General features: G+C 58.7%; 16 protein-coding genes. 5 read left to right on the top strand and 11 right to left on the bottom strand.

Annotation, left to right across the window (positions count from 1 at the left end; all coding sequences use genetic code 11):
- Positions 1 to 218 precede the first annotated feature (218 nt).
- The gene (locus Z945_RS0118020; protein WP_025053488.1) at positions 219 to 1,676 is read right to left on the bottom strand and encodes a membrane protein; all 1,458 of its coding nucleotides are present in this window, start codon (positions 1,674 to 1,676) and stop codon (positions 219 to 221) included.
- 194 nt (positions 1,677 to 1,870) lie between these two features.
- Here Z945_RS0118020 and Z945_RS0118025 point away from each other — a divergent pair, with 194 nt between their 5' ends.
- A complete protein-coding gene (locus tag Z945_RS0118025) occupies positions 1,871 to 2,620 on the top strand; it encodes a WecB/TagA/CpsF family glycosyltransferase (protein ID WP_025053489.1) in 750 nt (249 codons plus the stop codon).
- A 1-nt stretch (position 2,621) separates the two neighbouring features.
- Here Z945_RS0118025 and Z945_RS0118030 read toward each other — a convergent pair whose 3' ends face one another.
- The 7 genes from Z945_RS0118030 to Z945_RS0118060 form a co-directional block, all read right to left on the bottom strand.
- The gene (locus Z945_RS0118030) at positions 2,622 to 3,563 is read right to left on the bottom strand and encodes a glycosyltransferase family 2 protein (protein WP_025053490.1); all 942 of its coding nucleotides are present in this window, start codon (positions 3,561 to 3,563) and stop codon (positions 2,622 to 2,624) included.
- Positions 3,560 to 4,639 (bottom strand): glycosyltransferase family 2 protein, encoded by a 1,080-nt coding sequence (locus tag Z945_RS0118035; protein WP_241434528.1) that lies wholly within the window; start codon positions 4,637 to 4,639, stop codon positions 3,560 to 3,562. The genes Z945_RS0118030 and Z945_RS0118035 overlap by 4 nt, the downstream gene beginning before the upstream one ends.
- Positions 4,640 to 4,721: 82 nt before the next feature.
- Positions 4,722 to 5,765, bottom strand: a complete 1,044-nt coding sequence (locus Z945_RS0118040; RefSeq protein WP_025053492.1) for a GGDEF domain-containing protein — start codon at positions 5,763 to 5,765, stop codon at positions 4,722 to 4,724.
- On the bottom strand, positions 5,762 to 6,349 hold the full coding sequence (locus Z945_RS0118045) for a heme NO-binding domain-containing protein (RefSeq protein ID WP_025053493.1): 588 nt from the start codon (positions 6,347 to 6,349) through the stop codon (positions 5,762 to 5,764). Before Z945_RS0118045 ends, Z945_RS0118040 begins: the two co-directional genes overlap by 4 nt.
- Before the next feature lie 190 nt (positions 6,350 to 6,539).
- Positions 6,540 to 8,102: a trimethylamine methyltransferase family protein gene (locus Z945_RS0118050; RefSeq protein ID WP_025053494.1), complete on the bottom strand. Its 1,563-nt coding sequence runs from the start codon at positions 8,100 to 8,102 to the stop codon at positions 6,540 to 6,542.
- Between the two features lie 82 nt (positions 8,103 to 8,184).
- Positions 8,185 to 8,886, bottom strand: a complete 702-nt coding sequence (locus Z945_RS0118055) for an HAD family hydrolase (protein WP_025053495.1) — start codon at positions 8,884 to 8,886, stop codon at positions 8,185 to 8,187.
- Entirely contained in the window at positions 8,883 to 9,167 is a 285-nt protein-coding gene (locus tag Z945_RS0118060; RefSeq protein WP_025053496.1) for a DUF3572 domain-containing protein, read from the bottom strand. The genes Z945_RS0118055 and Z945_RS0118060 overlap by 4 nt, the downstream gene beginning before the upstream one ends.
- Before the next feature lie 103 nt (positions 9,168 to 9,270).
- Between Z945_RS0118060 and Z945_RS0118065 the strand changes: the two genes are divergently transcribed.
- Together Z945_RS0118065 and Z945_RS0118070 are read left to right on the top strand one after the other, a co-directional pair.
- Positions 9,271 to 10,674, top strand: a complete 1,404-nt coding sequence (locus Z945_RS0118065; protein WP_025053497.1) for a diguanylate cyclase — start codon at positions 9,271 to 9,273, stop codon at positions 10,672 to 10,674.
- 190 nt (positions 10,675 to 10,864) lie between these two features.
- Complete coding sequence (locus tag Z945_RS0118070) at positions 10,865 to 11,791, top strand: DMT family transporter (RefSeq protein WP_025053498.1); 927 nt, start codon at positions 10,865 to 10,867, stop codon at positions 11,789 to 11,791.
- Here Z945_RS0118070 and Z945_RS0118075 read toward each other — a convergent pair.
- On the bottom strand, positions 11,724 to 12,416 hold the full coding sequence (locus tag Z945_RS0118075; protein ID WP_025053499.1) for a thiamine diphosphokinase: 693 nt from the start codon (positions 12,414 to 12,416) through the stop codon (positions 11,724 to 11,726). The two genes, Z945_RS0118070 and Z945_RS0118075, sit on opposite strands and share 68 nt — an antisense overlap.
- A 138-nt stretch (positions 12,417 to 12,554) precedes the next feature.
- Here Z945_RS0118075 and Z945_RS0118080 point away from each other — a divergent pair, with 138 nt between their 5' ends.
- Positions 12,555 to 15,077: a putative sodium/potassium/calcium exchanger gene (locus tag Z945_RS0118080; protein ID WP_025053500.1), complete on the top strand. Its 2,523-nt coding sequence runs from the start codon at positions 12,555 to 12,557 to the stop codon at positions 15,075 to 15,077.
- 106 nt (positions 15,078 to 15,183) lie between these two features.
- On the opposite strand, the gene Z945_RS0118085 is transcribed toward Z945_RS0118080, so the two are convergent.
- Positions 15,184 to 15,405, bottom strand: a complete 222-nt coding sequence (locus Z945_RS0118085; RefSeq protein ID WP_025053501.1) for a DUF2842 domain-containing protein — start codon at positions 15,403 to 15,405, stop codon at positions 15,184 to 15,186.
- Positions 15,406 to 15,419: 14 nt separating this feature from the next.
- Positions 15,420 to 16,712, bottom strand: coding sequence for an adenylosuccinate synthase (locus Z945_RS0118090; protein ID WP_025053502.1), 1,293 nt, complete (start codon positions 16,710 to 16,712; stop codon positions 15,420 to 15,422).
- Between the two features lie 185 nt (positions 16,713 to 16,897).
- Between Z945_RS0118090 and Z945_RS0118095 the strand changes: the two genes are divergently transcribed.
- Positions 16,898 to 17,296 (top strand): DUF6524 family protein, encoded by a 399-nt coding sequence (locus tag Z945_RS0118095; protein ID WP_025053503.1) that lies wholly within the window; start codon positions 16,898 to 16,900, stop codon positions 17,294 to 17,296.
- Positions 17,297 to 17,299: the final 3 nt, after the last annotated feature.

Genomic DNA, 17,299 nt, shown 5'->3' on the forward strand with positions numbered 1-17,299 from the left:
CGGGCCTGAGCCCCTTGGGTTATTCCTGTAATATCCGGGTTGGCCTACACACAAATAAGGGCATTTTTATGCCTTTTTGCTTCACTCAATTGGATTTGGGACCAATTTAAGCAAGGTGCCCGGCTGTGATAAGGGGAATATCATATCTGCGCCCTCACAGCGCGGGCTTAATCGCCGCATCTGCGCAAAGTCGCCGTTCTGCGACTGGAAACGGACGGTCAAAGAACCGTGCGTTTTCCTTTGGGCACCGGACCGCTCGCCATCTTGCCTTGCGACAGGGCAAAGCGCGGCGTGGCGGCGGTGCGTGGCATCCGCCGCTCCGCATGGCCGAGGATCGCACCGGCGGTAAGCCAGGTAAGCGGCGTCAGGGTCGCATTCAGCAGCATATCCATCAGGGTGATGCCAAGGATCAGACATAAAGGTGCAGCATAGGGGTTCACCGGCACCTGCGCCTCGCGGCTCAGCGACCGCCACATCAAAATCAAAGGCAACGCCAGCAGGCCGAATTCGCAAATATAGCCAGCCCAGCCGAAAGTGCCGAAGATGATGATCCAGCGGCCGTCGGGCACCGTCAAAATCTGCGCGGTCTCTGGATCACGGACCAGACTACGGCCCCAGCCACTCCAACCGAACAGCGGCTTTTCGGCTGCTCGTGCCAACAGCTGTTCTTCGTTGTTAAACCGGTACCCCAGAGATTCCGCCCGCGCCGCACTGATCGCTTCGGCTTGTGCAAGGATCGCATCAAGCGGCACCAGTTGAAGGCCGCGCAGCATGGGATAGGTCACAGCGACGAATGCGAAAGCCACCGCGACCCTGATCTGCCAGCGGGCCGGAATGAAAAGGATCAGCGGTGTCAGCGCGAGCCCGTACGCCAAAGAGGCAAGGCTTTTGCACAAGACCAGGAGCACGGCGAGATACAGGGTCAGCAATACCATTTTCCAACGGCCCAACGCCGGAGTCACCCGCGTCAGCGCCGCCGCTGACATCAGCCCGATACAAACAAAGAGCGCCAGCCAAAGGCCGTGAGGCAGAAAGACGATGGGCCTGAAACCGCCCGCACGCATCATCTGCTCAAACGAATGTTGGAAGAAGCCATAGATCCAGACGTTCATTTGCGGACTCAAGCGTATCTCGATCAAAGACGGGACCGAATAGATCAAGGCTCCGACCATGAACGCCAATAGGATTTCGCGCAGTCCGTCCTCTGTCGACAAAAGCTGCCGCGCGAGCAAAAACGGCACAATCGTCAATATCTGAGAGATCACGACGGACCCGATGTCGCGTACCGATTGCCCTGGCAATTGATCGACGAGGAAAATGATCGGCTCTGCATTTCGAAGAACTTCGAAATTGATCGGGTCGCCATTGGTTAGCACCGTCAGGATCGGTGACAAGATCAATCCCATGACAAGCACCTGCGCCACCCGTGACTGCGGCCAAAGCTGCACACGCTCTTTCATCGCAAAGAGCATGATCAGCAGAACCGAAAGGTTGGGGATCGTAATTTTGTCCATCCCCGGCACCAGCGGCAGGTTGAACTCTGTCAGGGGGGGCAAAAACAAGTAACCGCCCAGGATCGACCAGATCAGCGCCCGTTCCACCTTTTGCGTTCGAAACAGCACAAGGCAGACGACCGGCCAGATTGCCAGCATCAGATATGCAAGTCCGTTTCCCATAGTGGCCAGTGTTCACTCCGTCGCTTTGCGCGGAAATTAGCACTTGGCCTGTTGCCTGTCATCCCGATAGGTTCACCGATATATCCAGCGTCGGGATCAGAAAGCGCGGCTAATAGTATGATTTTGTTTTGTTTTGCAAAACGGCAGCACACAAACTGCAGCCGAATAGTCACAATACCTCACCGAGGTGGCTGATGAATTTTGGCGCCACTACCCATGCGGTGGAGGTCAATGTCCCGACGAAAGAGGCATTGTTTCAAAGCCTAAGATCGCGGCTTGCGGTCCGGCAAGGATTTGCGCTGGCCACGCTGAACCTTGATCATCTGACCAAATTGCCGACAGACTCGGCGTTTCTGGCAGCCTACCGCGCCCATGACTTTGTGGTGGCCGATGGGCGGCCCGTGGTCTGGCTATCGCATTTGGCGGGCAAGCCGCTTGAATTGATGCCGGGGTCAGATTTGATCCTTCCGCTTTGCGCCCTTTGCGCCGAGTTGGGCGTGTCCATTGCACTTGTCGGCAGTTCTGATGCAGCGCTTGAAGGTGCCAGTGACGCACTTAAAACGCGTGTGCCAGGGCTGACCGTCAGCTATTTGCGCGCGCCGCCCTACGGCTTTGACCCGACTGGCACCTTGGCAGATGAGATTTTCGCAGAACTCGAGGCCAGTCGCGCGGGGTTATGCTTCATCGCTCTAGGCGCACCAAAGCAGGAGATTTTCGCGGCAAAAGCCAGGCTCAAAGCGCCTTCCGTCGGTTTCGCCTCTATCGGCGCGGGCCTCGATTTCCTGTCAGGCGATCAACAGCGTGCACCGCTCTGGATGCGCAAGCTGGCGTTGGAGTGGCTTTGGCGCGCGTTACAACAGCCCCGCCGTATGGCGCCGCGCTATGCCAAATGCTTTGCCATCCTGCCGGGATTGGCCTTGCAGGCATGGAAGCAGCGATCCTAGGCTACTTGTATTCGATGATTGCGCTTTTGCGCCCCGTCAGCCGCTTGGCGTAATAGCGCAAGACGCCCAAGGCTTCGGGCAGTTTGCCCAACATCGTGAACGCCGCCCAGTGCAGCCCCCCGCGTCGCGCCAGCCGGAACAATTGCAGCGGATAGACGAGGATCAACAGCGCCCAGGGACTTGCAAACAGGGCTCCTACAAGGATCACGAGGGGCAAGGCGGCACCCCAGATCAGCGCCCGTCGGGTTTCGCCCACCCAATGGCGTTCGGGTGGACGCCCATGCAAAGCTGCGCCTTCCGCAAAGGCATGGCCCGCCCTGACTGCACGTTGCCACCATTGCCCGAACCGCGTGATGTCCGCGTCATGCCATGTCATCTCGGCATCCAGCCGCCAAACCTGCCAACCTCCCAGCCGCAAACGAACGCATAACTCAGGTTCTTCCCCGGCGATCAGCGTATCCCGGTAGCCGCCGACCGCTTGCACTGCTGACAGCCGCATCAGCGCGTCCCCCCCGCAGGCTTTGGCCTGCCCGACCGGCGTGTCCCATTCAGCGTCGATCAAGTGGTTGTAGACCGACGCATCGGGGAAACGTTCGCGCCGCCGCCCACAGGCCACGGCGGCCTTGGGTGTATCGCGCAAGAAAGCTGCCGCCGTTTCGATCCAGCCAGCGCGCAGAACACAATCACCATCCAGAAACTGCACGAATTCAACACCTTCGGAGAGCGCCTTCATCCCCGCATTACGGGCCCTTGCAGCGGTGAAGCCCTGGCTCAAATCCAGCGGCACCACCATCGCGCCCGCCTGTTTTGCCGCTACGACCGACCCATCTGTCGACCCCGAATCCACATAGATGATCTCACCTACCTGGCATTGCAACGCCTCCAGACAGGCCACCAGCCGCGCCCCTTCGTTGCGCCCGATGACGACAGCCGCGATGCTCATGCTCGCTCCTGCGCGAGATAATCGCTGTAGCGGTCGGAGCCGAGGATGAAACCGGTACGTTTGAGCAACTCCACCCGGTTCCAGCGCCGCGCATCCAGTGAAAAGAGAGACACATCCGGCCGCTGGGACAGAACCGCCGCGCGTGCCGCGTCCTCCCCATGTGCCAGATCGCCAGTACCCAGCGATGCAGCGTCCCGCGCCGCCGTATCGCCAGCGAATTTGTAGTGTTTGATGACGCCTGTAATCTCGGCGCAGGTGACGCCCACCGACAGATGCGGATGCGGCGCAGGCGAGACCCCCGGCCCGTTATAGATCAGCGGATGTTTCGTCAGACAGCAATTTTCGCCAAAGACCTTGCCCCGCACACCGCCAAAGTAGAACTGCACCGCAGGGTCCGGCACGATATTGCCCTTCAGCAGGGCAGCAAAGGGAATGTCCGGGCTGTGATAGGCATATTTGCGGACGGCGCTGATATCGAAATAGGCGAAATCTTCCAACGACTGCGTGAAGGAAAAGCTGGCAACAGCGGATAATGGGGCCTTGGGAAACATCTCAAGCATCTGAGCAACCAGCGCGGTCGCCCCCTGTCCTTCAAGATATCGGATCAGTCCCGGCAGACCGATCTCACGACGGCCTTCGAAATCGAACACCTCGTCCATATCGACGTAGAGACACCAACGATTACGTCCGTAGGTTTGCGCGGGGTACTGCCGGATCAGATCCTCGTATCCGGCCAGCGGCAAAGCGCAGTGGTCTAGGATCGTATCGGGTTCGGCCATCACCCGCGCCTGAGTATCATCGGTTGATCCATTGTCGATAAAGGCGAAATGCGTGACACCCATGGCGCGATAATGAGCCAGAAACGCGTCCATATAGTAGCTTCCGTTGCGCACCAGCACGATGGCAAGAATGGCATCTTGGGGCAGTGTATCGCCGACCGGCCCATGTACATGCCGCAGCGCTTTCGTAAAGCGCGCCCGCCTGCGGCGTTCAACACCACGTTGCCACAAACGGCGCAGGATATGGACGGGACTTTTCATGGAGTTGCGATATGCCAGATCGGCGGGCCGGTCCACCGTTGCGCCTTTTATGATCTGCGGATTGCTGCGCGGCGGGGCAGTTTGGCAACCTTTTGCCAGAGTCGCCCTCATGCGCAGATCAGGCCGGTTGCGCTGGTGCGACTCTCCCCTCCGTGGGCGGAACGACGGCATTGGCGGCGTCACGCAGTTCCGGCGAATAAAGCGTCTGGGTGGCGCGGCCTGCGTGCTTTGACGCGTAAAGCGCCACATCCGCATCCGACAAAAGCTCGTCCATACGCGGGCTTTGGCCGGGTTGGATCCAGACCGTGCCAATGCTGGCGGAAATTTTGCAATCGGACCCTTCAAATGAAATCGGCTCTTCCAGCCGTTCGATGATCCGCTGCCCCACCTTGCGCAAAATATCGTCGGACCTGACATTGGGCAACACGACGGTAAATTCATCCCCCCCGACCCGCGCCACGAGGTCATGGGAACGGGTTTGCTCGATCATTATGCGAGCGGCGTGTTGCAGCACATAATCACCCGCCGCATGGCCCAATGTGTCGTTCACGGTTTTAAAGTAATCCAAATCGATCTGCATCACTGCAAAGGAATCCCTGTCTCTGAGAAGGCGGTTAAGCACCGTATCCAGTGCCCGGCGGTTCTTGAGCCCCGTCAGCGTGTCGGTGAACGCCTGTTCTTCTGCAGCGATCTTCGCGCCTTGCAAGCGGCAGTTCAACCGGTAGGACGCCTCCATCGCGGCTGTCTTTGCCTCTACAAGATAAAGCATTTCGATGGCCAGATCAGTGGCGGCGAAATCCGCATTGGTCAGCGCGAAATCACGCACGGCATCGAGGATCGAGATGCCAAAGCTGAGGTTCACCAAAAGTGTGCCATCTTCGGCCCCCGTGGGCACCAGGATGCCTTTAAGTGTGGTAAAAGGGGCCTCTCGCAGCTTGAGACGCAACTGGTTTTGGGGAACCCCCTGTAGGTCCGTGATCGAAGAGAGTTTGCGTGGGCGTTTTACCTCAAAAATTTCCAAAAACCGTCGGCCCACAAGCGTACCCTTGGGTCCGATCTTTTCCAATGTTGGCCCGGCGTGCGTAATGTGGCCCGTCCGGCTCAGGGTCAGATGCATTGGGCAAAGCGCATCCAATGCAGCGGTATTTGCGATCACTGTCATCCGACACACGCCCCCAGCTCAAAGCTGCGCCCTTCGGCGAAATCATTCTCGATCAGTGTGATCGAAAGAGTTTCGACCCCGCTGGCCGCGCCGGTGTGATCCAGCAAAGCAAGCGCGCCGTAGTCGTCTGCCATTGCCCGCAAGACACCCATCATGACATAGCCATAGCCCGTCACCTGCGCTTCACAGAGCAGGCTGAAATGCCCTTCGCCATGTACCCTGAGTTCCAGCTTCGGTAATCGCAGATCGGACAGCGCCATGCGCACACGGTCGTCCAGATCATCGAGGGAATGCAGGAAATCGACAAAATCGACCCCGCCAAACCGCAGCAAACGGCGCACAGCTTCAAACCCCGGATGGCACACCAGAAAGGAACCGAGATCTTCCATCAGGTCCGCGCGTGGCCGGCGCAGAACCTCGGCGGCAGCGTCCAGGAGAGTTGGCGTGTAGGTCCTTTCATAGCGCAGCATGCCCTCGAACTCGGTAAAGTCCAGCCCGGCAGCACGGGTGACAGCCTCCCATTGGGCCACGCCATAGGTATGACTGACGAACAGCTGTATGCTTCGATTGACTAGCCCATGCATGGCCGCCCACTCCTTTTATTCCCCGCTGTCCTTATCGGGAAAACGCATTAAAAAATCACCAATGCATTGAGTTTTAGGTATTTTCAGGAAGCCGAAGGGTACTGCCCGGGCAATTGTCATATCTCATTCGCGGTCAGACACTGCTCGTTTCGAACACGCGCCCGGCAGCCATGCAGGACGGGGTCAAGCGTCAGAAATCTGTCGGGGCGCCGCCTTCGGATTTGCGCCGCGCCACGAAATCGGCCAGTTCCTCGCGGATGCCCTCATCTATCGCTGGCGGCTCGAAACTGCTGACGATTTCTTTGAACATGTGATGTGCACGTTCAGCTGTCCAGATGCCGCCCGCGACTTCCCATCCCTCGTAGTTGCGCCAATCAGACAGGAAAGGCTGGTAAAATGCGGTGGTATAGCGGTCCTGCGTGTGTTGGATGCCGAAAAAGTGACCCTGATTGCCCACCGATTTAATCGCATCCAGTGCAATTTCGTCCGGTCCGGTCGCGCAGATTTCGGGCTGCATATAGCGCTGAATTTGCTGCAATATTTCGCAATCCATAATGAACTTTTCCGGGCTCGCGATCAGCCCGCCCTCCAGCCAGCCCGCCGCGTGATAGACCATGTTAGAGCCCGATTGCACGGCGGCCCAAAGCGAGTTGGACGTTTCCCACATTGCCTGTCCGTCAGGGACATTGGCCGCACACACGCCCGAGGACCGCAGCGGCAGATTGTAAAAGCGCGCCATCTGGCCCGTCATCTGGGTCGCGCGCATATATTCGGGTGTACCAAAGGCAGGTGCGCCCGACTTCATGTCCACATTGGAGGTGAATGTGCCGATTGCCACCGGACAACCCGGCCGGATGATCTGCGCCAGCACCACAGCGCACAGCGCCTCGGCCAATGATTGCGCCACGGCCCCCGACATGGTCACCGGTGCCATCGCGCCAGCTAACGTAAACGGCGTCACCACCAGCCCCTGCCCGCGCCGCGCCATGCGCATCCAGCCGTCCATCATCGGGAAGTCATGTTTCAGCGGTGAGGTCGAATTGATGTTGGTATACATATGCGGTGTGGCGTCGAATTCTTCTTGGGTCAGCCCACCCGCGATGCGCACCATTTCCATCACGTCCTCGACCCGTTCGGCACCCAGCGAATAGGCATGCATTACTTTGTCGGTCAGGGTCAGCTTGTCATAGATCACATCCAGATGCCGGACCGAGGCGTGAATATCACAAGGCTCCACCGGATAGCCGCCTGCAAAATGGATACAATTAAAGTACTGTGTCAGCATCAACAGGTCGCGGCATTGCGCCCGTGTGCCTGCCACCTTTTTGCCGATGGACATGTCCCAATAGTTCGGTGGCGAAGACACGTTGCCGAACAACATATTTTTGCCGCCAACCGTAATCTTGCGATCCGGATTGCGCGGCGTCAGCGTAAATTCGGACGGGGCCTTGCCGATCCATTCCATGACAAAGTCGCGGCCCATGCGCACGTTCTCACCGTTCACGGTGCAGCCCGCTTTGCGCAGGATCTCCAGCGCTTCCGGGTTCAGAAATTCGATCCCGATCTCTTCAAGAATACGCATTGCGCCATCGTGGATGGCCTCAACCCCTTCGGGACCCAACGGCTCTACGGGGCGGTCGATGTTCACCGGGGGATTCCACGGCATTTGCTCGATCACCGCAGTGCCGCGCCGGGTCTTGGCACCCGCCCGTCCGCCGCCGCGCGTTCTGCGTATGGGGGCTGGCTCTGTCATCTTGCTATCCTTCCGATGTTGTCCTCAGAAGGCCTCAAGCGCAGGCCACCGGCCTTTCCGTTGGCGACAGCTTTTGTCGTTTTTACCCTGTCCGCGTGTCGAGCCATGCTGGCAGGTGACCGATATCCGGCAGAACCGTATCGGCGAAAGGGGCAAGGTCGCTGTGTTGTGCCAGCCCGGTCAGCACCGCGACGGATGTCATGCCGGCGGCCGCCCCTGCCCGCAGATCATGGGTGCTATCGCCAACCATCACACAGGACGCAGGATCAAGCCCTTGGGCTTCGGCAAAAGCCAAAAGCTGTCCGGGCTGTGGCTTGCCACCAAACCCCGAATCGTAACCGGCGATGAAGTCGAAAAGAGCTGACACACCGGCCTGGTCCAGATGCGCCTGCGCAGGCTTTTCCGCATCATTCGTTGCCACACCCAGTGCGAGACCGCGACGGCGCAGTTCGTCCAGCAAGGGCACCAGAGGAACAACTGTCTGTTGCGGGGCCTTTTCTGCTTCCTCGTTCAATAGCTGCGTCAAACTTGCGGGGCTCATGTGCGGGAACTGCCCGTGAAGCGCTTGCGTCACCTCGTCCGGCGTGCCCGCGATCACCACGCTGGTGGGGGCAAAGACGCTTTTCTCAAAATCGAACGCGATGGCTCTGCCCGCCACCGTCGCACGCTGCACATCACCGTCGCACAACCGCAGCAAACAGGCATGCGCCCAGGCACCCCATGTCCGTTTGAAGTCGAAAAGAGTCCCATCCTTATCGAAAATGATGCCTTTGATTCCGTTCATGTCCAATTCACCTGCTCGCCCCCTGGCAAGGCCGCACGGGCCTGCATGATCCGGTCGTAAGGGATTGTTTCATCGTCACAAAAACCGATCACCCAAGCGTCGTCCATCATCAGAAAATCAAGCACAGCACCCAGAAATACCGGATCGGTCGCACGGGCGCGCACCTCGGCTTCCGAGGCCCCCGTGCTGCCCAGAAAGACCGGCAAAAGATCATCATTGGCCGCCAGCCAGGCCAATGCCTGAAGCGCCAGCGTTTCGGCGGAATCCCGCGATATGGTCATGTAGTTGGTCCGTTTGTCTGAATCTGGAAACGCTTTATTAACCAATACCGACAAATATCTACGTATGAAATATGATTATCGGACATGCGCGGAAGGGTAAGGAATGCAGGGTAAGATCCTTATCGTCGATCCAATCGCGACAAATCGAATTGTGCTGAAGGTCAAGTTAAAAAAGGCCTTCTATGATGTCGAATATGCTGCCGACATGCAGGGCGCGATCACGGCTGCACGGGCCGATCTACCCGATCTTGTGATCTGTGCGCTCGCGCTGCCTGATGGCGGTGCCGCTGATCTGTGCCGTCACCTCGCGCAAAATCCGCTGACCGCGCATATTCCGATCATCGCCATCGGATGTCAGACAAATGCAGATGCCCGCCTCGCCACGCTTGAGGCAGGCGTTCACGAGGTGTTGCGCCAACCCGTGAATGAAACACTACTGCTCGGCCGGGTGCGCAGTCTGATCCGCGCGCACAACGCGGCTGCAGAATGGCAGATGCGCGAAGACACCTGCCGCGCGATGGGCCTTGCCGAACCCGAAACCGCGTTTGACGGGCAAGGTCATTGTGTGCTGGTCAGTCCCGACCGAAGTCTGATCCAGAAATATGCCGCGCAATTGCGTCCGGTACTGCGCACAAAGCTCACGCAATCCAGTGGTGCCGCGGTGATGGAGCAGATGACCGTGGACGCCATGCCCGACGTGGTGGTTGTGATCCTGCCGGAAGACAGCAGCGCCGCCCTGGACGAACTCCGACTGATCTCGGCACTGCGTGCGAATGCGCAGGCGCGTCACACCGGTATCATCGTCTTGCAAACCAAACATGATCCAGCACTGGGCGCAAACGCGCTTGATCTTGGCGCGGATGATTTGATGACTCATGGGTTTGATCCGGCAGAACTCGCCTTGCGGGTGCGCGCCGTTATGCGCCGCAAGCAGATGGGCGAACAGTTGCGTGCCACGGTACGAACCGGTTTGCAGGCTGCGGTCTTTGATCCGCTCACGGGGCTTTATAACCGCCGCTACGCCATGCCTCACCTTGAACGTATCGCGGAACACGCTTGTGCCACCGGGCGCAGTTTTGCGGTGATGGCCGCCGATCTGGATCACTTCAAGCAGATCAACGACATATATGGCCACGCCTCCGGCGATGCGGTTTTGACAGAGGTGGCGCGCCGCTTGCGTCGGGCAGTGCGCAACACCGATATGGTTGCCCGCACCGGAGGCGAGGAATTCATGATTATCATGCCCGGCACGGCCCTGCCCGAAGCACAGCGTGCCGCCTTGCGTATTTGCAGCGACATCTCCGCCAGCCCCTTTAACGTGCCAGGCAGTCGGACGCCGGTGAATGTGACCATTAGCATCGGTATGGCAATCGGGGGTGCCGCCAGCACCGCGCCCGAGGAATCCGACGGGAGCGGACGTGCGCTGCTTGATGAAGCTGATCGCGCCCTTTACACGGCCAAAGGCCGCGGGCGTAATCAGGTCAAACTGGGCCGCCCCGCCGCCTGAACGGAAATGGAGCACGACCAATCAGGCCGCGCATTTTTTCTCTTCGGGTGGTTCACAACGTGACAGAAAAACACTCCTATGCGAAACTCGGACCACCTTTCAACTGCGCCAAGCTCGCCACGGGCCGGCTGTCGCCCACAATTATCAACCAAGGGTTGCTCGGCGACGGTTCCTTGGCTAGACCCTCGGCATGATCAGTGACCGCCCCACCATCGGCATCCTTCTAATGCTTGGCTTTTGCATCGTCGCCCCCATGGGCGATGCTGTTGCAAAACTATTGGGCAGTGTCGTTCCAATCGGTCAAGTGGTTCTGGTCCGCTTTGCGGTACAGGCAGTTCTTCTCGTACCGCTCGTGTGGTTCGGCGGACGCATGTGGCGGATGTCGGGACGGGTGATGTGGCTGACCCTTTTGCGCACCATCCTCCATATCATCGGTATCGCCGCCATGTTTTTGGCGCTTAGCTATCTGCCGCTTGCAGATGCGGTGGCGATTGTCTTTGTCATGCCGTTCTTCATGCTGATCCTTGGCAAATATGTCCTGAACGAAGAGGTCGGAACACGCAGATTGGCGGCCTGCGTTGTCGGTTTTATCGGCACATTGCTTGTGATCCAGCCCAGCTTTGTCAGCGTCGGGTGGCCCGCGCTACTGCCCGTTTTTGTCGCCGCGAATTTTTCCGTGTTTATGCTGGTCACCCGCCAGATCGCCAAACAGACCGATCCCATCGGTTTGCAAGCAGTCAGCGGCGTTATGGCTGTGCTGATCATTCTGCCGCTGTTGGCGTTGGGCAGCTTTTGGAACGTCTCGGCGTTCACCGTGGTCAGCCCTTCGTCTGGCCAATGGGCTTTGCTGATGGGTCTTGGCGCTCTGGGCACCGTGGCGCATCTGCTCATGACATGGTCGCTGCGCTTTGCCCCATCGGCCACCCTCGCCCCAATGCAATATCTGGAAATACCCTTTGCAACTGTTCTGGGTTTGGTAATTTTTGACGACTTACCGAACCCGCTTGCGGGTCTTGGTATCGCGATTACCATCGCTGCCGGCCTTTACATCATCTTGCGCGAACGGGCCACCGCGCGGCTTCTGGCCGCGAAACTGCCGCAACCAGCTCCGGCATAATCGCACGCGGCAGGATCAGCAGCATCGCAGGTGCATTCATCTGCAATCGCACTGGCCCCACTGCCCGGTTTGAAGTGCCGATCCGCTGACCGGGTGCAAAGTGCAGATCATCAATTGGCCATTCAAGTCCTTCAGATTGGCCTGTCACCGTCCCCAGCGGAAATAGAGAAACCGCGTCCCCTGGACGCGTTGGTACTGTGATATCCGGCGGTGCCAGACAGATCACCTCCTCCGCCCCGATCAGAATACAGGGTCGGTCTGGATACCGCATAAGTATATGCATCGCAGCCAGCTCATGGTCGATCCGCCCCCCCAGAAACCCAACGCCCAAAATCAAAGGGGCCGCAATCCGTGTCAGCGCCTTTTCGAAATCCGTGCTTTCCTGTTCGGTCACGCGGTACCGCCGCGCATCCGGTATTTGACCCAGTGCATCTTCTGTGATCGAATCAAAGTCACCAATGACTGCCGCAGGCTCCACCTTTGCTGCCAAAGCCAGCCCCGCGCCCCCGTCCGCTGCCACGCAAAGCGGCGCAAGCGTTAACGCTTTGTGCAGGTCGTTCGGCGTAGCCTGTCCTCCACCAACCAGCGTGACAGGGTCCGAGCTATGAACAATAGGTTCAAACATCGACAATTACCGTCCTTTTTGGAAACCGACCACATTCTGGCCACAAAATGATACGTTGGTTGGCACAGTTTCGGGCCGCTTTAGTCTTGGACATCGTGGTAAACGGTATCTTGCAAAACCGCAGAGGACGAGCATCCGATGATGAATAATAATAAAATTCTTACGGTCTCCTACGGCACCTTTTCGTGCACGCTGGAAGGATTCGACGATTCCTTCGGCACGATGAAAGCAATTGCGGAGTATTTCCGGGATCTGGCTGCCGACGACCGTTATTTTGGCGCAGAGCCACCGCAACCGGATGCAGAAATGTTGGCCCGAATCGCGCAGAAGGAGGTCTCCCGCAGGGTCGAGGCCCGGCAGCAGGACGGCAAGATCGTTCTCAGCGCCTTGGCGGATCACAGTAAAACGGCGATTGAGACCGAAACGCCCGTGCAAGCCGCCACTGCTGAGGTGGAGACACCAGAAGTGGCTCCGGAGACGACTACAGAGGAAAAAAGCGTTGTAGCGGAAGCGCCAGTCGAAGAGCAGCCAGTCGCACAAGCGCCGTCTGTTGCGGTAGCTGAGCCAGAGACCCTCTCGATCGAGACTGCACCCTTGGACTTCGAGACGTTAACACAGCTGGCCGAGGGTCCTGAAATCACTGTCAGCGAAGTGCCATCTGCCGATCCAGTCGAGATACCAGCAGAAGCCGCCGCTGTAGAGATTTCTGCGGTAGAAGCTGATGACGAAGACCTTGCACAGTCTCCCGAGGCAGAAGATGCGGCAATCGCATCCGTCGAGACTGCCGATGACGATGAGAAGGATATTGTACCCGGCCAGCCTGATGCCGATGTCGAAGCCTTCTTTGCTGACAGCCCGCAAGCTGCGGAAGCCGAGGAAGAGAACCTCGTCGAAGCTTCAGACAATGCGCCTATGATCTCCGCTCAGACACCGGCAATCGACAGCATTGCAGCCAAGCTGCAGCGCATTCGTGCGGTTGTTGCCCAGCAGGAGGCCGCTGAGGAAGACGAAGATTATCTTGAAGATGAGCATGCTGCCGCCTCCGCGCCAAGCGCGGCTCCGGAAGCGGGCAACGATGTAATCGCGCAGGCCCGTGCCGACATTGAAGAGGCTTTGGACACCGACGACGAAACCGAAGTTGATGCTGAAACGACCGCTCAGGCGTTGAAAGAAAACGCTGAGGCCGCGACCGAGACTGCCGATCCGCAGGACGACGATGACATCAATGGTATCCTGAGCCGGTTGGAAAGCGAGCACGAAGAGGCACCTGCGCAAGACCAGCCTGCGCCCCGTGACGTCGCCCGTCAGGATCCAGCCGAAACACTCGTTGCGTCAGACGCCGGTGATGTCGAGGAAGACACGTCGGTTGAGGACAGCGTGAGCAATCTGTTCGATGAGGCTGAAGAAAGCCTCGACCAACCCGCCGAAGCAGAGGCTGAAGCGGAAGCCACCGCTGAGGCCCGGACATCGCTGAGAAAAACTCCACATGCCGCACCCGCGCCTGAGACCCGGGTTGAGGAAAAACCGGCTCAGCCTGCCGCAAAGCGCACAACCCGTGTAATCAAAGTCAAACGCGCCGATCTGGAAGCCGCCATCGAAAAAGGCGATCTTGAAGAATATGGTGACGACGAAGCGCTTGATACAGTTCAGTCTGCAGAGCCTACTCCTGAGCCTGCGAAGAAGCGCGAAAACCCGGGCCTGCGCGATCTGGATGATCTGGCACCGGCACGCGGCCGGACCAAGACCGCGCTTTCCGCAGAAGACGAAGCAGAGCTGGCGCGCGAGCTGGCCGCCCTGGAAGACGATATTTCGACCGAAAGTGGCAAGGCTGACGATGATCGCGCGTCTGATCATTCCGAGGCCGATCTTGTGAATGCGTTGGAGGACGAGGTTCAGGACGACGCCGCTGGTCTTGAGGTCGAAGACGAAGCGCCCGTGTCTCCCCGTCGCCCGCTTTCATCCACTGCACGCCGCGCCCTTCCTTCCATTGACGAAGACGGCGAAGCGGACATGAACCGTATTCTGGCCGAAACCGACCAGCAAATGGACGAGCCGGAAAGCGCCACCCGCCGCGATGCCTTTGCACATCTGCGGGCCGCCGTTGCAGCCAAGAAAGCCGATGTCGCCGCAGGTGCGCCCGAGACCAGCGAAGAAACCAACGACCAGTACCGCAGCGATTTGGCCGAGGTCGTACGCCCGCGCCGTCCCGTCAGCACATCATCCCGCACTGAGCGGCCCGCCGACGCACGGCCCGCGCCCCTGAAACTGGTGGCCGAACAGCGGATTGATGTTGCGAAGCCCCGCACCGAAGGCCCTGTTCGCCCGCGGCGGGTGGCCGCCACAGCTGAGGTGGAAAGCGATGTGCCAGAGGGTGAAAGCTTTACCGACTTTGCTGCCGATATGGGTGCCACAACTCTGCCACAGCTTCTTGAAGCGGCTGCTGCCTACATGTCCTTTGTCGAAGGTCGCGAGCAGTTTTCCCGCCCGCAACTTATGTCAAAGGTCCGTCAGGCAAATGGAGACGAAGGGTTCAGCCGCGAAGATGGTCTGCGTTCATTCGGCCAGCTTTTACGTACCGGCAAGATTGAAAAGATCAAAGCAGGCCGGTTCACTGTTTCTGATGAAATCGGATACCGCCCGGACCAACGCGCCGCAGGCTGATCCCATCCGTTTTAGTAACCAGTACCAAGGGCGGCATCACAAGATGTCGCCCATTTTTTCTTTGGTGGTCAATTATCAGGCAAGGCAAAGCACCCCGTAGGGTGCGTTACTTATCCGCGTCAGGGTCCGCCTGTCCAACGCCCTTGAAAACCGATTTGAACGGCAGAACCCACAGAACGCCCAGAGCAACATAGATGAACAGCTCAAGCAGTATCGACGGACGCTCGAACAGGTCGATGACATTCACTGCGACCACAACATAAAGCGGCATTGCGACCAATAGGATTACCAATGACCAGCGTCTGCGGGCTTTGTAACTCAGCGCCATCGGGGTCTCCTTGTTCAGTCCGCGAAAGGGTCCGTCACCAAGATGGTGTCCTCGCGCTCGGGTGAGGTGGAAAGTAGGGCCACAGGGCAATCAATCAACTCTTCCACGCGACGGACATATTTAATGGCTTCGGCAGGCAGGTCCGCCCAGGATCGCGCCCCTTCGGTAGATTGCGACCAACCGGGCATTTCCTCGTAAATCGGGGTACACCGCGCCTGCTGATCAGCGGCGGTGGGCAGGTAGTCTAGCTTGTTGCCGTCCAGCTCGTAGCCTGTGCAGATCTTGAGCGTCTCGAATCCGTCCAGCACGTCGAGCTTGGTCAATGCAATGCCGTTGACGCCCGATGTTGCGCAGGTTTGGCGCACCAGCACAGCATCAAACCAGCCACACCGCCGCTTGCGGCCCGTGTTGGTGCCAAACTCGTGACCGCGCTCGCCCAGCCGCTGGCCATCTGCATCATGCAGCTCCGCCGGAAACGGTCCCTCGCCGACCCGCGTGGTATAGGCCTTAACGATGCCCAGAACGAAATCAATAGCGCCCGGCCCCATTCCGGTGCCTGTCGCCGCCTGCCCTGCAATCACATTGGAAGACGTCACAAAGGGATAGGTGCCAAAGTCGATGTCCAAAAGCGCGCCCTGTGCGCCTTCGAACAAAATACGTTTGCCCGCTTTGCGCTTTTCATTCAGCACCTTCCAGACAGGTGCGGCATATTCCAGAATTGCCGGTGCAATCTCGCGCAGCTGTGCGATCAGTGCGTCACGGTCAACTTCCGGCAGGCCCAGCCCGCGGCGCAACGCGTCGTGGTGCACCAAGGCACGGTCCACCCGCAGTTCCAGCGTTTTATCATCGGCCAGATCAGCGACCCTGATCGAGCGCCGACCGACTTTATCCTCATAGGCCGGCCCAATGCCGCGCCCCGTGGTTCCGATCTTGGCCACGGCTGTCTGGCTCTCGCGGGCGCGGTCCAGCTCGCCGTGAATGGGCAGGATCAGCGGCGTGTTTTCGGCAATCATCAAGGTGCTCGCGTCAACGGTCACCCCCTGCTTGCGAATGCCTTCGATCTCTTTCAGCAGATGCCACGGGTCCAGCACAACACCGTTGCCAATAACGGACAACTTGCCACCGCGCACGATGCCCGAAGGCAATGCGGCCAGTTTGAAAACCTCGCCATCAATGACCAGTGTATGGCCCGCGTTATGCCCGCCCTGAAACCGCGCGATCACATCGGCACGTTCCGAGAGCCAATCCACGATCTTGCCTTTTCCCTCGTCGCCCCACTGGGCACCGACAACAACGACATTGGCCATGATAATCTTTCCTTTGCAAAGGTCCGCGCCCCTCTTAGCCGCCACAGACCCGTCGTTAAACTGGAAAACGCGGGCCAGCGTGAATTTTGGCGAGAAATCTGGACTGCACAGGCCGTGCGACCGGCTGGGAATGGACTTTTGTGTCCATGCGGGCGATATCGGCCGAAACTCGAACGGAGATCGCGATGACAGGTTTTGTATCCCGCTGGGCCTTTGCCTTTATTCTTCTGGCCGCGACCTTCAATCCGACTGAATACAACTACGTGAACTGGGTGATGGACTATGGTCAGGCCAATCTGTCGATTGCGGTCCTGACCGGGTTGGTGCTGTGCATCGGCTATATCATTTATCTCCGCGCCACGTTGCGCTCCATTGGCGCTTTCGGGATGTTACTGGTGCTGGCGCTGGTGGGTGCCACACTTTGGGTGCTTTATGATCTGCGTGTGCTGCGGCTGGACAATGCCAGCTTCAACCTCTGGCTTGCACTAGGCGCACTCAGTTTCGTGCTCGGCGTTGGCCTCAGCTGGAGCCACGTGCGCCGCGCGCTGTCAGGACAGGCCGATATGGATGATGTTGACGAATAAACG

This window comes from Sulfitobacter noctilucae (assembly GCF_000622365.1).
Lineage (GTDB): Bacteria > Pseudomonadota > Alphaproteobacteria > Rhodobacterales > Rhodobacteraceae > Sulfitobacter > Sulfitobacter noctilucae.

Coding starts and splice junctions, on each gene's coding strand:
- Z945_RS0118030 (WP_025053490.1), bottom strand. CDS start 3,563: ATGAGCATCGCGGCTGTCGTCATCGGGCGCAACGAAGGGGCGCGGCTG.
- Z945_RS0118070 (WP_025053498.1), top strand. CDS start 10,865: ATGATCAGTGACCGCCCCACCATCGGCATCCTTCTAATGCTTGGCTTT.
- Z945_RS0118075 (WP_025053499.1), bottom strand. CDS start 12,416: ATGTTTGAACCTATTGTTCATAGCTCGGACCCTGTCACGCTGGTTGGT.
- Z945_RS0118065 (WP_025053497.1), top strand. CDS start 9,271: ATGCAGGGTAAGATCCTTATCGTCGATCCAATCGCGACAAATCGAATT.
- Z945_RS0118055 (WP_025053495.1), bottom strand. CDS start 8,886: ATGAACGGAATCAAAGGCATCATTTTCGATAAGGATGGGACTCTTTTC.
- Z945_RS0118060 (WP_025053496.1), bottom strand. CDS start 9,167: ATGACCATATCGCGGGATTCCGCCGAAACGCTGGCGCTTCAGGCATTG.
- Z945_RS0118040 (WP_025053492.1), bottom strand. CDS start 5,765: ATGACAGTGATCGCAAATACCGCTGCATTGGATGCGCTTTGCCCAATG.
- Z945_RS0118090 (WP_025053502.1), bottom strand. CDS start 16,712: ATGGCCAATGTCGTTGTTGTCGGTGCCCAGTGGGGCGACGAGGGAAAA.
- Z945_RS0118025 (WP_025053489.1), top strand. CDS start 1,871: ATGAATTTTGGCGCCACTACCCATGCGGTGGAGGTCAATGTCCCGACG.
- Z945_RS0118095 (WP_025053503.1), top strand. CDS start 16,898: ATGACAGGTTTTGTATCCCGCTGGGCCTTTGCCTTTATTCTTCTGGCC.
- Z945_RS0118020 (WP_025053488.1), bottom strand. CDS start 1,676: ATGGGAAACGGACTTGCATATCTGATGCTGGCAATCTGGCCGGTCGTC.
- Z945_RS0118080 (WP_025053500.1), top strand. CDS start 12,555: ATGATGAATAATAATAAAATTCTTACGGTCTCCTACGGCACCTTTTCG.
- Z945_RS0118050 (WP_025053494.1), bottom strand. CDS start 8,102: ATGACAGAGCCAGCCCCCATACGCAGAACGCGCGGCGGCGGACGGGCG.
- Z945_RS0118085 (WP_025053501.1), bottom strand. CDS start 15,405: ATGGCGCTGAGTTACAAAGCCCGCAGACGCTGGTCATTGGTAATCCTA.
- Z945_RS0118045 (WP_025053493.1), bottom strand. CDS start 6,349: ATGCATGGGCTAGTCAATCGAAGCATACAGCTGTTCGTCAGTCATACC.